Origin of the sequence: Methanocella sp. MCL-LM, from assembly GCF_049676595.1 — an archaeon.
Lineage (GTDB): Archaea > Halobacteriota > Methanocellia > Methanocellales > Methanocellaceae > Methanocella_A.
In genome coordinates, this window is the sequence record NZ_CP187259.1 from 2,960,253 (window position 1) to 2,977,996 (window position 17,744).

The window sequence follows — 17,744 nt, forward strand, 5'->3', positions numbered from 1 at the left end:
TGCCGCCGTGCCGCCGTGGTTCAAATAACCATCCAGTAATCATTTCTCACATTGTCTCCGTGCCGCCGTGCCGCCGTGGTTCAAATAACCATCCAGCCATCGTTTCACACACTGTCTCCGTGCCGCCGTGCCGCCGTGGTTCAAATAACCATCCAGTAATCATTTCTCACATTGTCTCTGTGCCGCCGTGCCGCCGTGGTTAGAACGTCTGTTTTCCAGTTGTATGGATAAGGAGCCGTGCCACAGTGGTTAGAAATGATGTGCTGTGCCACAGTGAAAAAATAGGGGCGCCTCTGCCGTGTTTTTACTCGGCGAGGCGTGCGGTGATCTCGTCCCCGGCGGCCTGGGCGGTAAGGAGACGGTCAACCAGATTCGACCCTTTGGGCACTTTGATGGAGGAGCCTTTGCCGATCGTCGCGGTGAAGAGGTATTTGCCGCCGGCGGAGACTTCCATGGTTTCACCCATGTACCGGCCGGGGAAGCTGAGGACTACGTGTCTTTTGGTTTCCTCGACGTCGACCGGGATTTCCTCGCTTTTTTTCCGGGGTGCGGTGACGGGCTCTTCCTCCGCTTCTCCCCGTCCCGATCCCTCGTCGAGCGGCCTCACGTCGATGTGGATGCCGAGGTCTTTCTCGATCCGCTTGATGGTGCTGCCTGCCTTCCCTAAAAGGCCGGCGATTTCCTTTTCCCTCACTTTGACCATTGCGCTGTTTTCGCCCTGCATCTCGACTTCGACGTAGCCTTTGACGTACTTGCCGATGACCTTCTGAATTTCCCGGGACGCCAGCTTCATGGTCGCCTTCGGGGCCTTCTTTTCCGCTCCGATGGGCATGACGACGACCTGCTCGCCGTAGGTGTATATCTCGTACTCGGGCCTGCCGGTTTCCATTTCCTTGACCAGGATGACCGGCCTGGCGAGGTCGGCTTCCTGCATGCCGGCGGGGACTTTGACGGTGAAGGTCAGGTCGTAGACCTTCTCGATGGTGCCCCGGTCGATGAACACGACGGTGTCTACCACCTGCGGAATAACGCCCAGCTCGATGCGGCCGATGAAACGCTGGATGGCGTCGATGCCTCTGGTGGCGTGGACGACGCCGATCATGCCCACGCCGGCGAGGCGCATGTCCGAGAAGATGGAGAAGTCGGCGGTTTTCCGCAACTCATCGTAGATCGTGTAGTCGGGCCGGACCAGCAGCAGGATATCAGCGGTGTTTTCCATGTGGCCTTCCAGCGGCGCGTACTGGGTGATCGATTCGGGCAGCTGCAAATCACGGGGCGACTCCATCGTCTTGATGATGAAGTCGTGGGACAGCAGGAACTCGGCGCACGCCTGCGCGAAGGTGGACTTGCCCGCGCCGGGCGGACCCGAGATGAGGATGCCCCTGCGCTTTTCGATGAGCCTCTCTTTAAATGTTTTACTGAACGCGTAGTCCTCGAGGTTCAGCTTCGCGATCGGCCTGACCACGGTGATCTCGGCGCCGTCGGAGAACGGGGGCATGGCGATGGCGATACGCATCGATCCCAGCTGGACCACGGTGGCCCCGCTCTTTTCCATCTCGATGAAGCCGTTAGGGTCGTTCTTGGTGTGCTCCAGGATCTCGTGGGCCATGCGGATGATCTCTTTATCGCTGAGCTTGCGGTCGTCGATCTTCTCCAGGCGCATAGTGCTGATGCTGCCCCTTTTAGCCAGCGGCTCCACGTCGGCTTTCAGGTGTATCGACATAGTGTCGTCGGTGAAGTAGTCCATGATGGACAGTCGCTTCTTCTGCTCTTCCCGCTCCGGCTTCAGGTAGATCACGGGGATACCCGTCGCCCTGGCCACGCTCGCCTGGACTTTGTCGCTGGTGATGAACTCGGCGCCGTACTTAGCGGCGATGCTGCGGATCATGTAGTCGATCTCCCCGCCCGGGGCCAGCTTCACCTGGTCCAGCGTCGGCCGGGGGCCGGTGAACTGCAGCTTGATCTCGCCCGCCACGTGCATGTCGTGCAGCTTGCGCAGCTCTTCGAGCCCGTTGAACCCGATTTCCAGGCCGCGGTTGGCCTGAGACTCCAGCTCGGCCACCACCGCTTCCGGTACTATTATGTTCGCGTCCCGGTATTCTCCCGACTCTACTTTTTTGGTGATGCTCCCGTTGATGATCGTACTGGTGTCTGGTACCAGCTTTAGTCCAGTCATGCTAGCTCCCTGTTATCATTCTTTAGCGTGTCACGCTTTAAAACATACTCTCAGTTCTTGTACACGTCGCCCGGTTCGAACGTTTTCTCCCCGACGACGGTCCCGTCGATGGTCCGGTAGAAGCAGGAACGATAGCCCGTGTGACAAGCCCCGGTGTCCTGTTCTACCAGAATCAGGAGACAGTCCCGGTCACAGTCGATGCGCATCTCTTGGACGCGCTGGTAGTGGCCAGAAGTTTCTCCCTTCTTCCACAGCTTGCCTCTGCTGCGGCTAAAATAGTGCGCGATGCCGGTGCTGCGGGTGAGCTCGAACGCCTCCCTGCTCATGAAGGCGAACATGAGCACCTCCAGCGTGGTGCAGTCCTGCACGATGACGGGCAGCAGCCCATCCTTGAATTCCGGCTCCATCATAGTGGCATAATGTGCGCCGGAGCGGATATAATTTATGTCGCTGTCGTTCCATGACGACTGTTGTTATTAAACCGCGAACGTGTACGAACGCTGCGCTGTGCCAGATCACAGATTACGATAGATTGCACGGATTTCACAGATGACCTTAGAATAATAATTGATAAACTGACAATCCATATACAATCGATTAGTATCTGTGCAATCTGTGGCATCTGTCGGAATCTGTGATCTGGCACAGCGCAGCGTTCGTCTTGCCGGGTCGCCTCCAATGCAAGGGCTCGGCTCACGATGAAAAAGAGTAACTATGTAACACACTCTATCTGGATTTCATGGTGATGACCGTTGCTACCAGCACATTGAACATCAGCGTAGCAGCCAGGCCGCCGAGAATTCCGTAGCCCGCGCCGAAGACGAAACCCATATCGCCCTTAAGGCCGACGCCAATGAAGATGAGGATAAACGTGTCGAGGAAAACGAGCGCATTCATCAGCTTGAGGACCGGAGTCTGGTAAAGAATCTTAAGGTTCATGAACACACCCGTTTATGGATATGAGGATTATTTCTCGAATTATAGCTATTAATACATATTCTACCATTTGCCGATTTAGGAAATAGGAATTAGGAAGAGATAAGAAAAAGAGATATGGCCGGCAAGTACGCCGCAATATCCGGCCGGCGCTCCACAGTTCTGCCTATCCTTTTTTCCGGCTCTGCCGGCGCATGGACCTGGCGAGGCCGGTGGACAGCTGGTCGCACATGACGGACAGCTCCGCGAGTTGAGGCTCCCGCAAAGGCTGGCTAAGTCCGGTAGCTGCTACCATTACCCCGATAGTGTGGCCGTCGGCTATCAGCGGGATCGCCGCCATACTTCTGATGCTCCGGCTTCTGGCCATGGGATCGAAAGTGCGGACCGAGGCACACCTGCGGTAATCTTTGATCAGCACCGGGCGGGCCCGGTTAAATGCTTTGCACTCTAAGGTGGGGCTGTCGTGCTCCGGCACTTCCCTGCAGACTGGCAGAGGTGCGCCCGAGACGTCACCCTTCTGCACTTCGAGGTTAAGCTCGCTCCCGTCGTAGAGGTACAGCCAGGCCAGCTTAAGCCGGGACGCGTTCATGATGATGTCCACCGACTCGTCGATGAGGTCGCCGGTATTATCGCTGTCTGCCGTGGCCCTGCTCAGCCTTAAGAGGGCATGTAGTACAGTTGCATCACGTACGGTGACAATGAAGCCCGTCCTGGTGCCCTTATCGTCAAGTATTGGTGCAGATATCGCATTAAGGGTCCTCCTGCGGCCCGCCACGTCGACGATCATGTAGGCTTCGACCTCCGACCCGATCTCGGGCGCCCGGTTGATCCTGAGCATTTTCCTGCTCAGCGGCGTCCCGTTCGTGTGCCGGGGATTGAGTTTCCGCAGAACGTCTGCAAATACGTGGCCTTCGATCATACTCCGGTCTATCTCGAACAGCCTGGCGAGGGTATTGTTGACTGTCACGACCACGCCGTCGCAATCGCATACCGCGAGGCCGTGGGGCAGCATGGAGAAGATGTCGGCTGCCTGCGCCCCCTGTAAGGCGGAAATACAGTTACCCGGCTCGTGGCTGCCATAGGCAGTGTTCAGGAGAGAGACGAGAATTGCTCCGGGGCCTTTCGTCTGGCCTGTAACGGCGACGCAGCAGAAGATGCGGCCGCTGTCCGGACACGTCCCCCACTGGGGGGTGCCGGTGGAGACGACGGATCTGAGTACTTCTGCCAGCCCGGCGGAGGGGATGATCTCCTCCAGGCGTACGCCTGCCAGATCCTCTTTCCCTGCCATAACGCAAAAACTGCGGCTGGCATTGATTACCCGGTAGTCGCAGGGATCGACGATGGCAACTGCCGAGCCATTTTCCTTTACGGCAGACAGATCTGGCAGCTGACGGACGGGGGGGAGCAGCCGGGCGATGCCGGTGGAGATGATGTCGCACAATGCCTGGATGCAGCCGACATCATCTTCGGACAGCCGGGATCCGGCATATGCTGTGACTTCTAACGCCCCTATGCACCGGTCGCCCGGCCGGAGCTTGAAGTACCTTGTATCCATATCCCTTTCGGCGGGGCTGTCATCCAGCGCGTGCCGGGGCTTCTTTCTCACTCCCCCGTGGGGGAAAACCCGGGTGAGGGTGAGCGGCGGTCTACCGTCAGCATAGATGGACATCCGGGCGATCTTCAGGTTTAGCGGGCCTCCCAGCAAATCCATGAAGCACATGGCGATCTCGTCGATGTCCCGGGCTGTGGCTGCGATGCGGGCCGCTTCCCTGACCAGCTCGGACTCTGTGACGTCGATGCCGGTGAGCAGCACCCCCACAGCTTTTCCCTCGCTGTACATGGTCGTGCCCTGCCACTCCACGCTCCTGATCTTGCCACCTCTCGTGACGATGCTCCCGCGCGTGACGAAACCCGGCTCAACGGTGTCGCCCCGGATGGACCGGCGGAGGCACTTTTTCAGGTCTCCTGCCACGACGATGTCGAAGATGCTCTTCCGCAGGGCATTTTCCCTGGAGTACTCGGATATCTTGCGCGCTTTCTCGTTGAAGAACACGATGCGGAAACTGACATCGACGGCGATGGCTGCGACACCCAGGCGCTCGCAGGCCTCCAGCTGGCTAAAGGTTTCTCTCTGGCCGGAGTGCCTGCTTCGTTCTGCTAGCATAGATGACCTCCTGACAGCTAAGTCATTAATATATTAAGTGTTAAATATATAAATTCGTCCTGCGAATAAGTAGCTTTATAACCTCAACCGCCACCATTACTGGCCATGCAAACCAAGAAGCTGCTAAGCTTAGACAACTTCCTCATCGCGATGCTAATCTTTATCCCCATTAGCATAGCGCTCGATCTTTTGCATGCCAATCCGATCATCATCTTCATCGTCGCCGCGCTGGCAATCATACCTCTGGCAGGATTCATGGGCAAGGCGACCGAAGAGCTTGCAAAACACCTGGGCGCCGGCCTCGGGGGTATGCTCAACGCTACCTTCGGCAACGCTACCGAGCTGATCATCGCCTTTTTCGCCATTCAGGCAGGGCTGTTCGAAGTGGTGAAAGCCTCGATCACGGGCGCCATCATCGGTAACACGCTGCTGATCACCGGCTGCGCCATGTTCTTCGGCGGCCTGAAGCGGAAGAAACAGACTTTCAACGCTCAGGCACAGGGTGTCGGCTCCACCATGCTGGCCATCGCCGCAGTGGGCTTGATCCTCCCCGCGCTGGCAGCTCACGTGCTGAACCTCGGTGCCCTGGAGTCGCTGAGCCTGGGTATATCCGCAGTGCTCCTGATCACCTACCTCTGCAGCCTGCTGTTCTCGCTCCGGACTCACAAGCACCTTTACACGTGCGAGGGAGACGAGGAAGAATGCAAGCCTCACTGGTCGAAGAAATATGCGGCCCTGATCCTGCTGCTGGCTACCGTTGCAGTCGCAGTAGAAAGCGAGATCCTCGTAGGCTCCATCGAGCACGTCAGCCACACCCTGGGCCTGACCGAGCTGTTCATCGGTGTAATCGTCGTGGCCATCATAGGCAATGCCGCCGAACACAGTTCCGCCATTCTCATGGCGATTAAAAACAAGATGGACCTGTCCCTGAACATCGCCACCGGATCCAGCACCCAGATCGCGCTGTTGATCGCCCCTGTGCTGGTCTTCGTCAGCTACCTCATGGGCACCCCGATGAACCTCGTCTTCCACGAGTTCGAAGTCGTGGCCATCGTCGCCGCCATCGTGATTTCTAACATGATTGGCTCCGACGGCGAGTCCAACTGGATGGAGGGGCTGCAGCTAATCGCGCTCTACGTGATGATGGCTGTGGTATTCTTCTTCATATAGTGGGCAAAGTGCTTTCAATGCGGGCCAATTTCTCTCTTTTATGAGAAATTGGCCCACTGATTTCGGCCTGATGGCGCGCATGACTCTCACGATGATCTTACTGGGGGTCGTGTACCTCGGGTTCCTCGCTTTTCTTTACTGGCTGGGTATTGACCCAACCATGCTTATGATCATTGCGGCAGTGATGCTCGGCATCCAGTTCTTCTTCTCGGACAAACTGGTGCTTATGACCTCGGGGGCAAAGATCGTGACCCCGGAGCAAGCTCCTCAGCTACACGCTGTCGTCGAGCAGCTCTGCGCAGAGGCAGATATACCGAAACCGAAAGTAGCGATCATGCCCACGGACGTGCCCAACGCTTTCGCAACCGGCAGGAGCCATCGCAAGTCTGTGATCGCGGTCACCAACGGCCTGATGCAGCGGCTGGACCCGGAGGAGGTCAAGGCGGTACTGGCCCACGAGCTCAGCCACGTGAAGAATAGGGACGTGGCAGTGATGACGCTGGCGAGCTTCATCTCGACTGTAGCCTACTTTATCATGACGTCGTTCATGTTTGGGGGAGGAGCTTATGGCCGGGACCGCCGGGGTGCAGGCAGCATGGTCCTTGTATATGTCGCAGCCCTGATCGTGTACTTCGTCAGCCTGCTGCTTGTCCGCCTTCTATCCCGGTACAGGGAGCTCGCTGCGGACCGGGGCTCGGCGATCATCACGGGCAGGCCACGCACCCTCATCACTGCCCTCACGAAGATCAGCGGCCAGATGCAGCGCATCCCTAAGAAAGACCTGAGGGCGGAGCAGGGCATGAACCAGTTCTTCATCATCCCCGCGATCAGCGGCCGCTCTATCGCTGAGCTCTTCTCCACCCACCCGAGCCTGGAGAGGCGGATCAGGGAACTGGAGCGCATGGAGCGTGCCATGAGGTCCTGATGGGCATTCTTGATTTCCTTCGGCGAAAAGGTCCGGTAGTAAAAGCGGAGGATATGGCAAAACTGCAGAGCGAAGACTCGGCGTTGAGGCAAGCGGGATTGCGGTTTGCCGAAAAAGCCGGTATCTGTTATAGGACCTCTAATAGTTGCAGAGAGACCATCCAGAAAATCGCCCGCTATCCTCACGGCAGTGGGATTACAGCAAAGTGCAGCACAGTCGAAGATTCCTTCGGCTGCGTCTGGATACTTTTCGACGGCAGCCTCAACAGAGTAACGGAATCAGCCAGGGCGGCCTTTGATGCCATATCCGCTAATGCCTGCGGGCAGGATTTCCTGTGCGCGGCCTTTGCGTATGTGGCGGAGGGTAAAAGGGTGTACTGGATTTTTAACTTGTACGGAAAGTTCTACCCGTTCATACCGGTCGGAGAGGATAGGGACAATGAGCAGGAAATAAACCTGAAAAGAGAGTTAGAGGATAACATCCCCATCGAGAAAGTGTTAAGCCAGTGGTATCCCTTGTGGGGCCTGCCACTCTAGCCCGGTATGAGGCCTTCTCCGACGAAGAGCTTGCGGGCTTCCTCGAAGGTCATGTCTGCGGGAGGCAGGATCAGGTCAGATTCCTTGACAGTATACGGGTCCATGGGCATGCCGTTCGTTTTCACCAGCTCGATCATCCGGTCGTAGGTCTGCCTGAAGCCTTCCCGGTCGTTTCCCGCAATGGACTGGACAAGAGCGTTGTCCAGCGCGTTGATCTCGTCGTAGTACAGCGAGGGTATAATGTACTGGTTATCGTTGAGGATGCGGACGATCATAGTGCATCATCTCTGCTTTGAGCCTGTTAAGGGCTCTGGCCACAGGCTCCAGGTCTTGATCTGGAATCTTCCCGTCAGCCGGCCCGGTGCAGCCTGCCGCAAGCCGGCGGGCATTTTCGCAGCTTATACTAGCTTCTGCTGCTTTAGCCTTTGTCCTTTCTATGGCATAGCGTACAGCGGCCAGCTCTTCATCAAGCCCTGCAGTGGCTTCGCCAAGGCGCAGTTCTGCATCCTCCGGGGGCAGGTGGCGGGTTTCGAGAGTGATACGCTCGTCCCGGAAGGCCTGAATCTTCAGCTTTAGCCTCGACAGCAGCTTATCCAGCCGCACCAGATCGGCACTCAGGTTGCCGATTTTTGAGCGCAGGAGGTCGATCTGCCTCGACACCAGCAGCTTGCGATACAGCAGGCTCGCGGCTTTTTCGTCCTGCCCTTCCCGGACAGCCTCAACCGCCAGCCCTTCCTGCCCGCGAAGGCACTGGTCAAGCCTGGCGGACTGCGCAAGCAGTTCGGCCTTTAATGAATCGTTGTCAGCGGCAGCGTGTTTCACTTCCGTCCGCAGGTCGTCATAGGTTTCCCAAGGATAGTCCTGTATACCCCTGTGCCTTGCTCCCCACGCCCTCGACCTGGCGCGAACGCTGGCCGTTAGCCTGCTGAACAATCCCACTCGAATCCCGGTAGATCGTACGCGCTGGCCCTATATACCTGTGATCAGTAAAATGAGCAGGTGCTGCCTGCCTGAAGCGGTGCAGTGAGAAAAAGAGTCTCCACGCTTTACTTCAGCTCTTCAAGTATACCGAACAGCTCGCCGAAGTTGTGGATGACGTAGTCAGGTTTAGCCACGGAGATATCCTTGTTCCCGTACTCGGTCATGACCAGGACGCTTTTCATGCCGGCGTCGTTCGCCCCTTTGATGTCCCTGTGCGTGTCGTTGCCGAGGTAGATGGCCTCCGAGGGTTTTACTCCGAGCCTGCGCAGGCACTCGGCAAAGAGCCGTACATCAGGCTTGCGGTACCCGAACTCGGCGGATACGATGACCGCCTGGAAAAAGCCGTATACACCCAGCATTTTCAGCTCCGGGTACGCGTGGTCCTGCTGGGCGTCGGAAACTATGCCCAGCGTATACCGGTTTCTCAGCTCGCTTAGCGTCGGGAAAACGCCGCTGTAGAGCTTGACTTTCCTTGTCGATAAAGACCGCTGGAGCTTGATGATGTCGCTGACGATGGTGCTGCTGTTGATGTCGGGGCCGGTGTAGGCGTACTGGTTTTCGTATAGTATCTCGTACCAGATGCGCCGGTAGTCGTGCTCAGAGTGCTGCTCTTTATTGTACTTCTTCTGCAGCTCTTTCTTCTCGTAGAAGAACCACCGGAGCTCATCGGCAGACAGGTAGATACCCTGGTACTTGAGGTACGAGGCGAGCCGCTCATAGATGGCCATGTCGTCCTCTTTAGTCTTGATGTCTATGAGCGTGGTATAGATGTCGGAGACGACGGCCTTTATTCCCACCTGGCATCCCTCTCCCCATAGGGCACGTGCATTGGAACGCTGCGCTCCTCCAGCCGGCCGGTCTCGATGTACTCCACCCGCCCGGCAATGTCGGTGATGTGATCACCGATCCTTTCAAGCGCCCTCGCTGCCATGATCAGGTAGATGATGTTGGTCGATCGCTCCGGCTCGTGGACGATCTCTCCCAGGCTATTGTAAAACACGTTTCCGTAGAGCCTGTCGATCCCAAGGTCGTTTTCGTAGACGGTCCCGAGGTCTCCGGTGCTTTTGCCAGCGTACAAGTCCATGGCTTTCTTCAGCATGCGACGGGCGATCTCGGCCATTCTCAGTATCTCCAGCGAGGAGCCCGAGACTGGCTTGTTGGCCACGGCTATCGTGACCCGGGAGACAGCTACTGAGTAGTCCCCGATCCGTTCCAGGTCCACGATCAGCCGGTATGTGCCCAGGACAACCCGCAGGGCTTTGCCTTCCAGTTTCCCGGCAAGGGCGTCGATGCACTTACGGTCGATATCGAGCTTCAGCCGGTCTATCTCGGCATCCCGGTTGATCACCCTGTCCGCCAGGTCAACATCGTGGTCTGCCAGCGAGCGGACGGAGTCCTCGATGGACTGATCTGCCAGGCCTGTCATCTTCAGAGTATCGGCTACTATCGATTTTACGTCTACCATTTGCTGCATTGGCACCGTCGGCTGAGGCCGACACAGGAGAGTTAAGCTGCGGAGATAAAAGTCCACCTCGGTAATTTCAGGTAAAAACCGGCCCCCGGAGTGGAAAAGATTCGCCGGTTAAAAGAATTAGAGAGTTGGCTGCTGTCCCACGCCTGACTCGCCAGCCTTTTTCTCTGTGGCCAGGTACACATCGGCCACGATGAGCGCATCGATCAGGAGGATGAAAAAGAGCACCCATGGCATCGTGATGATGAAGATGGCCAGGATCTGGAGCAGCGAGCCGATACCGTAGACCAGTACCAGAGTGACCAGGAAAGCGAGAGGGTTAGAAACCAGCACTTTGACCACCCGCAGGGGATTGAGCGCGCTGATCAGGCTACCCTCGGCAGCGTAGAGGGTCAGGGAAATGAAGAAGGTGAAGAACAGGACGTTGACCGCTATAGCGAAGATGGCGACGAACAGGAACATGAAGGCGATAAAGGCCACGAAACCCAAGCCCGTCGGGCTTGAAGGCAGAAATATTATGGGTATGAAGAGAAGGGCGAACATCAGGGCAAAGCAGATCATGTACACTATGGCCATCACGAGGAAGGCGAAAGCATCGGACAGCAGTTTCACGGGCTCGCTGAAGAAACCGGGCATCCGCAGGCTACCAGTACGCCTGTCTCTCAGGCACAGGATGATGTAGCCCCCGGGCAGCGCCACGCAGACCAGGATAAGCACGAACAGGAGCCCGAACATGGCGAGAAACAGGTATTCGCTGCCCTCGAACAGCTCTGCGGCGATGATCAGGAGGAAATACGCCACCAGGGGCGGTATGAAGAAGAGGCCGCCGATGAACAGCGAGAGAGGGTTGGATAAGCTGTACTTGAGCGTGACTTCGAGAGGGGTCGCAAAGATGGCCATTGGACATTAGTTGCACTTGCTGGTATAAAAAGATAGTTTAAAAAGCACTGTGAGACTTTGTCTCACAGGTCCCCCATCTCGCACCACTTGCCCTTGCCCTCCCACATCCTGAGGACGAAGGGGTAAGGAATCTGGTCTTTCAGCTTATTGTACGCGGACTCGCAGATGTTCTCCACGCTGGGGAACTCCACGATCTCGTTCAGGCACCGGTGGTCGTACTCGCTCAGGACCTTCCGCAGGATGGTCTTCATGTCGTAGAAGTCCATGACCATGCCTGTCTCTTTCTTTTCTCCACTGATGATCAGCTCAACCTTGTAAGTGTGCCCGTGCATACACCCGCAGGTAGTGTGCCCTGGCAGGTAATGCGCGCTGTCGATATATTCAATAACACCTAGTCTCATCTATAAACACCCCCACATTCTGTGGGTCTGTGGAATCACTCTAACATCTTCTACTTCGTCCATGGCTGCCTTTTGCAGCTCTAACACAAATTTCGGCGACACCTGGCCGACCGGGCCGACCGGGGTTACCGGCTGCAGCACCAGCGCTGATATGGTGCCCTTGATCTGGTCCAGCGCGTGCATCAGGTCCTCCTTATCCAGGTCCGGAGTCACGATGATCTTGCAGTAGCAGTCCCGGAAGCTGGTCCGCCTCAGAATGCTGAAGGACCGGGCAGTAGCGTTGAAATACTTCTCGTACTGGTCTTTAAAATCACAATGGGCTTTCAGCTTGAAGTCGCCCGACACGATCTTCACCACGTCCTTGACGTCCTTTGCGCCTTCGGGAAGGGTCATGTTCGTCTCGAGGTACAGGGGATGCTTCGCTCCTTTCAGCTCCTTGATGAAGCTGCCATAAAGGAGAGGCTCTCCGCCAGTCAGCGAGATCGAGTGGATCTTCGGATCCCGCTCTGCGATGTTCAGCAGGCGGCTCGGAGTCATAGGGTTTTCTTCTTCGGCGAAGTCTCCCGAGCCCGGGGTCTTCTCGACCAGGCACTTTTTCGTGCTGTCCCAGTCTTTGGCCGTGTCGCAGTACAGGCATTCCAGATTACACTTCGGGAACCTGACAAACGTCTGGCGGTAGCCTACATATGGCCCCTCACCCTGCACGCTGACGAAGATCTCCCTCACCGGCGCCTTCACGAGAACGCCCCCAGCGGGCGGGACTTGCGCATGTCCCGCTGGATGTCGTCGTGCTCTGCGGCATACCGGCTGCCGATCTCCGCCATCAGCTCGTCGGGATCGTATACTCCGGCCTTTTCCAGGCTGCCCCACTCGTCGCATCGGACATTGATGCCGAAGTGGATCTTCATGCTGACCGCGCTGGCCGAGGCTATGGAGATAGAGGCCTTTTCGCCGCCAAAGTACAGGTCGTCGCCCGACCGGGTCGCGAACACTTTCCGGTCCCGCAGCGCTTCTCCTGCGATGCAGGACAGCAGCCGCTGGCGGGTATACGCGAGGGCGACGGAGGTGGAGTCGAAGTGCTCTACGATGAAATGGATCATGTCCGGAGAGGAGATCTTCTCCTCGTTCAGCTTGTCCTCTAAATCGATCATGTGGCCGGGGGTCACGTCGCACGGGCCCCTGAAGCACACGACGCTGTCTTCCTGCACTTTGTACACTGTGTAAGCCCACAGCGAGCTGATCTGGCTGCCGTCGTACTCTATCGGCCGATCGGCTATAATACACTTCATGGTTAAACGCCTCCCAGAGAAGGATCGGGCACTCCGGCCCGCTTGAAGGCCCTGGCCCGCCTCATACAACTCTCGCATTTGCCGCAGGGCTGCTGCCCTGCGAAATAACAACTCCAGCTTAAATCCAGCGGAGCTTCAATCCTGATGCCTTCCCTGATGATCTCCTCCTTATTGAGATCGATCACGGGTGCCACCACCTGCACTTTTTTCTCGCAGGAGAGAGCCAGGCTCTTGTTGACCGCGTCCACGTAAGCCGGGGTGTTGTCCGGGAAGGTAGCACCCTCTTCCGCGTTGAAGCCGCAGACGATGCGGCTCAAGCCCATGGCATCGCCATACGCTGCGGCGATGTTGATGAAAGCCCCGTTCCGGTTAGGAACCCAGACCAGGTGAGCCGTCTCCAGCGCCCTGCCCTTGATCTCGTCCAGCTCTGCCTCTGTGGGCTCGGGCACTTCGGCCTGTCTGCTGACCAGCGCAGTCCCGGTTATTTGTTTCAGCCACGGTAGCTCGATCACTTCGTGCCTGATGTGATATCTGGCACAGATTTTCCTCGCCATCTCGATCTCCTTCGAAGCTGCCCGCTGGCCGTAGTCGAAAGTGATGGCGAGTGCGACACCGTGCTCGTCGTGCTCTTTCTTGAACGCCACGACCGAATCCAGGCCGCTGGATAACAAAGCGATAGACTTCAGTTCTTAGCCCCCTTCGTGCGGCCTCGCCGCTCGTCGATCTCGTCCAGTGCATCCAACAGCCGCCTGACGGCAGCCCTGATGGCGTCGGACTGGCTGACGTACTTCTTGTCCTCGCCCACGTGAGCCATCAGATCGTCTAAAAGCTCCTGCGGGATGTCTACGGAAATCTTAGGCATGATATTACCCGGGTACTACTCCAATAATAGTACAGTATTATTTATAGTCTTCGTCAGGAGCTAGATTAGCGTTCCGAACATAAAAAGGATAAGCGCGTATTCATGCACGGTTTCACAGCGTTTGCAGAGTAGGAGACGGCCTGGACCAGGGTGTCAGGAGAAAGGCTTTATGCTCCTGGGCTCTGGGAATAAGCATGGGGTACAAGGTGGGCTCGATAGCTATAGCCCTGCTTACTTTAGCTGCAGTGCTGCTAGCCGCCAACTTCTGCTATGGGCTGATTCACGAGACCGCTCACGCAGTAATAGTTAAAGCGCTTGGAGGCGAAGTCTTTCAGATTTACGTTAATCCTGCCGGCCTGGACGCCTGCATAGAGCATTCGCCGATTGCCGGGCCCGGAGTTGTAATGGTCGGACTTGCAGGCCTGTGCGCTACCACCTTATCAGCCATGATCATGGCAATAGCAGGAAAAGAGATAATACCAGCTTTTTTTGCGCTGAGAACTATGATATATGCGTTAAATTATGCCCCAGGCACTGACATATCGAATCTTTATGCCTCTACAGGGGACTTCACATATGTGCTTTCTATCGTTCTCGCGATCGGCAACCTGCTTGCGCTTTCCTTAGCACTCAGGGGGCGCATTGCGCCCATCACAAATCTTTCCGCATCTTTATTGCGTGGACTCCCTCGGCATAATAGTGGGGAATAATGTGCTTGTTCTCAAAGCCGAGCTTATGATAAAGAGCGATAGCATTGTCGTTGTCTTCCCGGACCTCTAAAAAGCACTTCTCGCAGCCGGCTGTCTTGAACCGATCTATCAGAGCCCGGGTCAGCTCCGTGCCTGTGCCTTTGCCACGGAAGCTCGTGTCCACGTCCAGGGTGTAAATCCGGCCATAAGTGCCGTACCGGTTGCGGTTGATGATGCCGATGATGAAGCCCGCGAACTTGCCGTCGATCTCTGCGGCCAGAGATATCCCGGTCGGCGTCGTCACCAGGTACCTGAGCTGAAACTTGGAAAACGCCTCTACGTCGAAACACACGCGCTCCAGGCGCTGCATTTCCGATAGGTCTTTCAGGCCCGCTTCGCGGATCATGACGGAAGTGGTCCTGGTATTCTGCTGCATAAAATCACTTGATGTAATCAAGCATAGCGGTTCCATTAGAAAATAGTTTCCGGTGAACGCAAAGTTTAATGAACCTCAAGCATCTATAATGGTCACACAATCGTAGACACGTCTTACTGAGGGAATCCGATGATAAAGAAGCTATCCAGCCTGGACTCGCTAGAGGAGGTCTTCAAGCGCAGGACCAGCATCGAGTCGGCCATGGACTCGGCGAAGAAGATCGTCGACGACGTCAAGGTCAACGGCGACGCCGCGGTCAGGAAGTACACGAAGCAGTTCGACGGCGTGGACCTCGAAGCCTTCGCGCTGACCGAAGGAGAGATCGACAACGCCTTCGAACTCATAGACTACGAGACGCTGGAGCACCTCCAGCATGCCCTCGACAACATCGAGACGTTCCACTCGCTGCAGATGCCCCAGTCGGACATGTGGCTCACAGAGGTAAACCCGGGCATCCGCCTCGGGCAGAAGTATACCGCGCTATCCAGTGCCGGAGCCTACGTACCCGGCGGCACCGGCTCCTACCCGTCGTCGGCCCTCATGCTCATCATCCCGGCCAAGGTCGCCGGTGTGCCTGAAGTGGTAGCGTGCACCCCGCCAAGGAAGGATGGCACGGTTCACCCGCTGACGATCACGGCGATTACTATGGCGGGTGCCGACGAGATCTACCGCATCGGAGGCGTCCAGGCAATTGCCTCGATGGCTTTCGGTACCGAGAGCGTCCGCAAGGTGGACAAGATCGTTGGCCCGGGCAACGCGTACGTGACGGCGGCGAAGATGTACGTGCGGGGAGCCGCCGAGATCGACATGCCTGCCGGCCCGAGCGAGATTGTGGTCATCGCAGACGAAACTGGCAACCCGGTGTTAATTGCGTCTGACATGATCGCCCAGATGGAGCACGACGTGAACTCCCTGGCCGTCCTGATTACGCCGTCGGAGGCGCTGGCAAAAGCCGTGGACTCGGAGATCAAGCTGCAGACTGCGACCGCCCTGCGGAAGCAGATCATCGAGAAAGCCGGCTACGTCATCTACGTCACTGAGGATCTTGACGCGGCGACAGCCGCCTGCAACGAGATCGCCCCGGAGCACGTCGAGATTATGGTTGCGAACCCGATGCCCGTGCTGAACGAGGTCAGGAACGCCGGCACGGTCTACGTCGGGGAATACGCCCCGGTCGCCGCCGGAGACTACGCCAGCGGCGCCAACCACGTGCTGCCGACCGGCGGGTACGCGAAGACCTTCTCGGGCATGAACGTGATGCAGTTCCTCAAGACTACCAGCGTTCAGTACATCGAGAAGGAAGGCCTGGACAGCATCCGGGACACAATCGTCGCCCTCGCGAACATAGAGGGCTTTGACGCTCACGCAAAATCAGTCATGAAGAGGTTTAGTTAGAGGTTATCGCATGAAGAGGACACATTACTCTAAGGATATCACGCCGGAGATGAACGGCAATGCCGTCATCGTGAGCGGGTGGGTTCACGAGATCAGGGACTTCGGTGGACTGGCTTTCCTGATTTTAAGGGACAGGGCTGGCCTGGTACAGGTCACCATGCCCAAGAAAAAGGTGCCCAAAGAGATCGTCGACACAGTCAAGAGCTTGAGCAGGGAATCAGTAGTCTCCATAGGTGGCACGGTCAAGGCTGAGGCCAAGGCCCCGCACGGCTACGAGCTCATCCCGACCGAGATCGAGGTGCTGTCGATCGCCGACGCCCCGCTGCCCCTGGACCCCACGGGCAAAGTGCCGGCCGAGCTGGACACCAGGCTCGACGCCAGGTTCATGGACATCCGCAGCCCGGAAGTCACGGCCGTGTTCACCATCAGGGCCCACATGATCAAGGCGGTGAGGGATTTCCTGTCTGCCAACGGCTGCCTGGAGATAGCGACGCCGAAGATCGTGGCCACCGCCACCGAGGGCGGCACTGCCTTATTCCCGATCTCCTACTTCGACCGGGAGGCTTTCCTGAACCAGAGCCCGCAGCTGTACAAGCAGATGATGATGGCCTCCGGCATGGACCGGGTCTACGAGATCGGCCCCATCTTCAGGGCTGAGGAGCACGCGACCAGGAAGCACCTGAACGAAGCCACGTCCATAGATGTGGAACTCTCGTTTGCCACGCACGAGGACGCCATGATCCTGCTGGAGAACACTATCGCCTACGTGTATAATCATGTAAAAGAGAACTGCGCCAGCCAGCTCAAGGTCCTCAACATCGACCTGCAGGTGCCGAAGACGCCCTTCAGGCGGGTGCCGTACACCGAGGCCATCGCCATCGCGAAGACCAGCCCCGAATGTGCCCACTTAGAATTAGGCGACGACCTGGACACCGCAGCAGAGCACGTGATCGGCGAGACCGTCGGCGAGCACTACTTCATCGTGGACTGGCCGACCAACATCAGGGCTTTCTACTCCCAGGCCTACGACGAGAGGCCCGAGGTCTGCAAGGCCTTCGACCTCATGCACCCGAGGATGGAACTGTCGTCGGGCGCCCAGCGTGAGCACAGGGTCGATAAGCTGACCAAGAATCTGGAGGACCGGGAACTGAACCCGGACAGCTTCAAGTTCTACCTGGACTCCTTCAGGTACGGCATGCCCCCTCACGCAGGCTGGGGCCTGGGAGCAGAGAGGCTGCTCCAGACCATGCTCAACCTGAACAACGTCAGGGAAGCAGTCCTGTTCCCGAGAGACAGGGTCAGGATTACTCCCTGATCCCTTTTTCACCTTTCTTTTTCTAATGCAAGCACCCCGCCTGCGTAGCATCTACTTTTCACATTTGCGCGGCATCAAATCAAATACTGGCCAGACTA

Annotated in this window: 21 protein-coding genes; 6 read left to right on the forward strand and 15 right to left on the reverse strand. The window is 57.2% G+C overall.

What is annotated here, in order from left to right:
* Positions 1-304 precede the first annotated feature (304 nt).
* The 4 genes from ACPLPM_RS15105 to ACPLPM_RS15120 form a co-directional block, all read right to left on the reverse strand.
* Positions 305-2,176 (reverse strand): PINc/VapC family ATPase, encoded by a 1,872-nt coding sequence (locus ACPLPM_RS15105; protein ID WP_424357598.1) that lies wholly within the window; start codon positions 2,174-2,176, stop codon positions 305-307.
* Positions 2,177-2,226: 50 nt separating this feature from the next.
* Positions 2,227-2,586 (reverse strand): phosphoribosyl-AMP cyclohydrolase, encoded by a 360-nt coding sequence (gene hisI / locus ACPLPM_RS15110; RefSeq protein ID WP_424357599.1) that lies wholly within the window; start codon positions 2,584-2,586, stop codon positions 2,227-2,229.
* Between the two features lie 316 nt (positions 2,587-2,902).
* Positions 2,903-3,115 (reverse strand): hypothetical protein, encoded by a 213-nt coding sequence (locus ACPLPM_RS15115; protein WP_424357600.1) that lies wholly within the window; start codon positions 3,113-3,115, stop codon positions 2,903-2,905.
* 163 nt (positions 3,116-3,278) lie between these two features.
* Entirely contained in the window at positions 3,279-5,276 is a 1,998-nt protein-coding gene (locus tag ACPLPM_RS15120; RefSeq protein ID WP_424357601.1) for a PAS domain-containing protein, read from the reverse strand.
* A 105-nt stretch (positions 5,277-5,381) separates the two neighbouring features.
* On the opposite strand from ACPLPM_RS15120, the gene cax reads away from it, so the two are divergent.
* Genes cax through pspAB form a run of 3 tightly spaced genes read left to right on the forward strand, consistent with a single transcriptional unit; the run spans position 5,382 to position 7,907 of the window.
* Positions 5,382-6,446, forward strand: a complete 1,065-nt coding sequence (cax, locus tag ACPLPM_RS15125; RefSeq protein WP_424357602.1) for a calcium/proton exchanger — start codon at positions 5,382-5,384, stop codon at positions 6,444-6,446.
* 40 nt (positions 6,447-6,486) lie between these two features.
* Positions 6,487-7,371: a zinc metalloprotease HtpX gene (htpX, locus tag ACPLPM_RS15130; protein WP_424357603.1), complete on the forward strand. Its 885-nt coding sequence runs from the start codon at positions 6,487-6,489 to the stop codon at positions 7,369-7,371.
* Positions 7,371-7,907: a PspA-associated protein PspAB gene (gene pspAB, locus ACPLPM_RS15135; protein WP_424357604.1), complete on the forward strand. Its 537-nt coding sequence runs from the start codon at positions 7,371-7,373 to the stop codon at positions 7,905-7,907. The genes htpX and pspAB overlap by 1 nt, the downstream gene beginning before the upstream one ends.
* Here pspAB and pspAA read toward each other — a convergent pair.
* The 10 genes from pspAA to ACPLPM_RS15185 form a co-directional block, all read right to left on the reverse strand.
* Positions 7,904-8,182, reverse strand: coding sequence for a PspA-associated protein PspAA (gene pspAA / locus ACPLPM_RS15140; protein WP_424357605.1), 279 nt, complete (start codon positions 8,180-8,182; stop codon positions 7,904-7,906). The genes pspAB and pspAA overlap by 4 nt on opposite strands.
* On the reverse strand, positions 8,157-8,846 hold the full coding sequence (locus ACPLPM_RS15145) for a PspA/IM30 family protein (protein ID WP_424357606.1): 690 nt from the start codon (positions 8,844-8,846) through the stop codon (positions 8,157-8,159). Before ACPLPM_RS15145 ends, pspAA begins: the two co-directional genes overlap by 26 nt.
* Before the next feature lie 107 nt (positions 8,847-8,953).
* On the reverse strand, positions 8,954-9,685 hold the full coding sequence (locus tag ACPLPM_RS15150) for an HAD family hydrolase (RefSeq protein ID WP_424357607.1): 732 nt from the start codon (positions 9,683-9,685) through the stop codon (positions 8,954-8,956).
* Positions 9,676-10,353, reverse strand: coding sequence for a phosphate signaling complex protein PhoU (gene phoU / locus ACPLPM_RS15155; RefSeq protein WP_424357608.1), 678 nt, complete (start codon positions 10,351-10,353; stop codon positions 9,676-9,678). Before phoU ends, ACPLPM_RS15150 begins: the two co-directional genes overlap by 10 nt.
* A 126-nt stretch (positions 10,354-10,479) precedes the next feature.
* Positions 10,480-11,259, reverse strand: coding sequence for a DUF4013 domain-containing protein (locus ACPLPM_RS15160; RefSeq protein ID WP_424357609.1), 780 nt, complete (start codon positions 11,257-11,259; stop codon positions 10,480-10,482).
* Between the two features lie 62 nt (positions 11,260-11,321).
* A complete protein-coding gene (gene queD / locus ACPLPM_RS15165) occupies positions 11,322-11,660 on the reverse strand; it encodes a 6-carboxytetrahydropterin synthase QueD (protein ID WP_424357610.1) in 339 nt (112 codons plus the stop codon).
* The gene (locus ACPLPM_RS15170) at positions 11,661-12,398 is read right to left on the reverse strand and encodes a 7-carboxy-7-deazaguanine synthase QueE (RefSeq protein ID WP_424357611.1); all 738 of its coding nucleotides are present in this window, start codon (positions 12,396-12,398) and stop codon (positions 11,661-11,663) included.
* Positions 12,395-12,949 (reverse strand): DUF366 family protein, encoded by a 555-nt coding sequence (locus tag ACPLPM_RS15175; RefSeq protein ID WP_424357612.1) that lies wholly within the window; start codon positions 12,947-12,949, stop codon positions 12,395-12,397. The genes ACPLPM_RS15170 and ACPLPM_RS15175 overlap by 4 nt, the downstream gene beginning before the upstream one ends.
* 2 nt (positions 12,950-12,951) lie before the next feature.
* Positions 12,952-13,620, reverse strand: a complete 669-nt coding sequence (queC, locus tag ACPLPM_RS15180; protein WP_424357613.1) for a 7-cyano-7-deazaguanine synthase QueC — start codon at positions 13,618-13,620, stop codon at positions 12,952-12,954.
* Positions 13,621-13,631: 11 nt separating this feature from the next.
* Positions 13,632-13,811, reverse strand: a complete 180-nt coding sequence (locus ACPLPM_RS15185; protein WP_424357614.1) for a ribbon-helix-helix domain-containing protein — start codon at positions 13,809-13,811, stop codon at positions 13,632-13,634.
* Positions 13,812-14,005: 194 nt separating this feature from the next.
* Here ACPLPM_RS15185 and ACPLPM_RS15190 point away from each other — a divergent pair, with 194 nt between their 5' ends.
* On the forward strand, positions 14,006-14,521 hold the full coding sequence (locus ACPLPM_RS15190; RefSeq protein ID WP_424357615.1) for a hypothetical protein: 516 nt from the start codon (positions 14,006-14,008) through the stop codon (positions 14,519-14,521).
* On the opposite strand, the gene ACPLPM_RS15195 is transcribed toward ACPLPM_RS15190, so the two are convergent.
* Complete coding sequence (locus tag ACPLPM_RS15195) at positions 14,463-14,936, reverse strand: GNAT family N-acetyltransferase (RefSeq protein WP_424357616.1); 474 nt, start codon at positions 14,934-14,936, stop codon at positions 14,463-14,465. The two genes, ACPLPM_RS15190 and ACPLPM_RS15195, sit on opposite strands and share 59 nt — an antisense overlap.
* A gap of 129 nt (positions 14,937-15,065) precedes the next feature.
* Between ACPLPM_RS15195 and hisD the strand changes: the two genes are divergently transcribed.
* Together hisD and aspS are read left to right on the forward strand one after the other, a co-directional pair.
* Positions 15,066-16,331: a histidinol dehydrogenase gene (gene hisD, locus ACPLPM_RS15200; protein WP_424357617.1), complete on the forward strand. Its 1,266-nt coding sequence runs from the start codon at positions 15,066-15,068 to the stop codon at positions 16,329-16,331.
* A gap of 10 nt (positions 16,332-16,341) precedes the next feature.
* Positions 16,342-17,646, forward strand: coding sequence for an aspartate--tRNA(Asn) ligase (gene aspS, locus ACPLPM_RS15205; protein WP_424357618.1), 1,305 nt, complete (start codon positions 16,342-16,344; stop codon positions 17,644-17,646).
* The last annotated feature ends 98 nt before the right edge of the window (positions 17,647-17,744 follow it).

What these genes read in the sequence shown, in the direction of transcription:
- ACPLPM_RS15105 (WP_424357598.1), bottom strand. Translation starts at nt 2,176, where the DNA reads ATGACTGGACTAAAGCTGGTACCAGACACCAGTACGATCATCAACGGG.
- hisI (WP_424357599.1), bottom strand. Translation starts at nt 2,586, where the DNA reads ATGATGGAGCCGGAATTCAAGGATGGGCTGCTGCCCGTCATCGTGCAG.
- ACPLPM_RS15115 (WP_424357600.1), bottom strand. Translation starts at nt 3,115, where the DNA reads ATGAACCTTAAGATTCTTTACCAGACTCCGGTCCTCAAGCTGATGAAT.
- ACPLPM_RS15120 (WP_424357601.1), bottom strand. Translation starts at nt 5,276, where the DNA reads ATGCTAGCAGAACGAAGCAGGCACTCCGGCCAGAGAGAAACCTTTAGC.
- cax (WP_424357602.1), top strand. Translation starts at nt 5,382, where the DNA reads ATGCAAACCAAGAAGCTGCTAAGCTTAGACAACTTCCTCATCGCGATG.
- htpX (WP_424357603.1), top strand. Translation starts at nt 6,487, where the DNA reads ATGAGAAATTGGCCCACTGATTTCGGCCTGATGGCGCGCATGACTCTC.
- pspAB (WP_424357604.1), top strand. Translation starts at nt 7,371, where the DNA reads ATGGGCATTCTTGATTTCCTTCGGCGAAAAGGTCCGGTAGTAAAAGCG.
- pspAA (WP_424357605.1), bottom strand. Translation starts at nt 8,182, where the DNA reads ATGATCGTCCGCATCCTCAACGATAACCAGTACATTATACCCTCGCTG.
- phoU (WP_424357608.1), bottom strand. Translation starts at nt 10,353, where the DNA reads ATGGTAGACGTAAAATCGATAGTAGCCGATACTCTGAAGATGACAGGC.
- ACPLPM_RS15160 (WP_424357609.1), bottom strand. Translation starts at nt 11,259, where the DNA reads ATGGCCATCTTTGCGACCCCTCTCGAAGTCACGCTCAAGTACAGCTTA.
- queD (WP_424357610.1), bottom strand. Translation starts at nt 11,660, where the DNA reads ATGAGACTAGGTGTTATTGAATATATCGACAGCGCGCATTACCTGCCA.
- ACPLPM_RS15175 (WP_424357612.1), bottom strand. Translation starts at nt 12,949, where the DNA reads ATGAAGTGTATTATAGCCGATCGGCCGATAGAGTACGACGGCAGCCAG.
- ACPLPM_RS15185 (WP_424357614.1), bottom strand. Translation starts at nt 13,811, where the DNA reads ATGCCTAAGATTTCCGTAGACATCCCGCAGGAGCTTTTAGACGATCTG.
- ACPLPM_RS15190 (WP_424357615.1), top strand. Translation starts at nt 14,006, where the DNA reads ATGGGGTACAAGGTGGGCTCGATAGCTATAGCCCTGCTTACTTTAGCT.
- ACPLPM_RS15195 (WP_424357616.1), bottom strand. Translation starts at nt 14,936, where the DNA reads ATGCAGCAGAATACCAGGACCACTTCCGTCATGATCCGCGAAGCGGGC.
- hisD (WP_424357617.1), top strand. Translation starts at nt 15,066, where the DNA reads ATGATAAAGAAGCTATCCAGCCTGGACTCGCTAGAGGAGGTCTTCAAG.
- aspS (WP_424357618.1), top strand. Translation starts at nt 16,342, where the DNA reads ATGAAGAGGACACATTACTCTAAGGATATCACGCCGGAGATGAACGGC.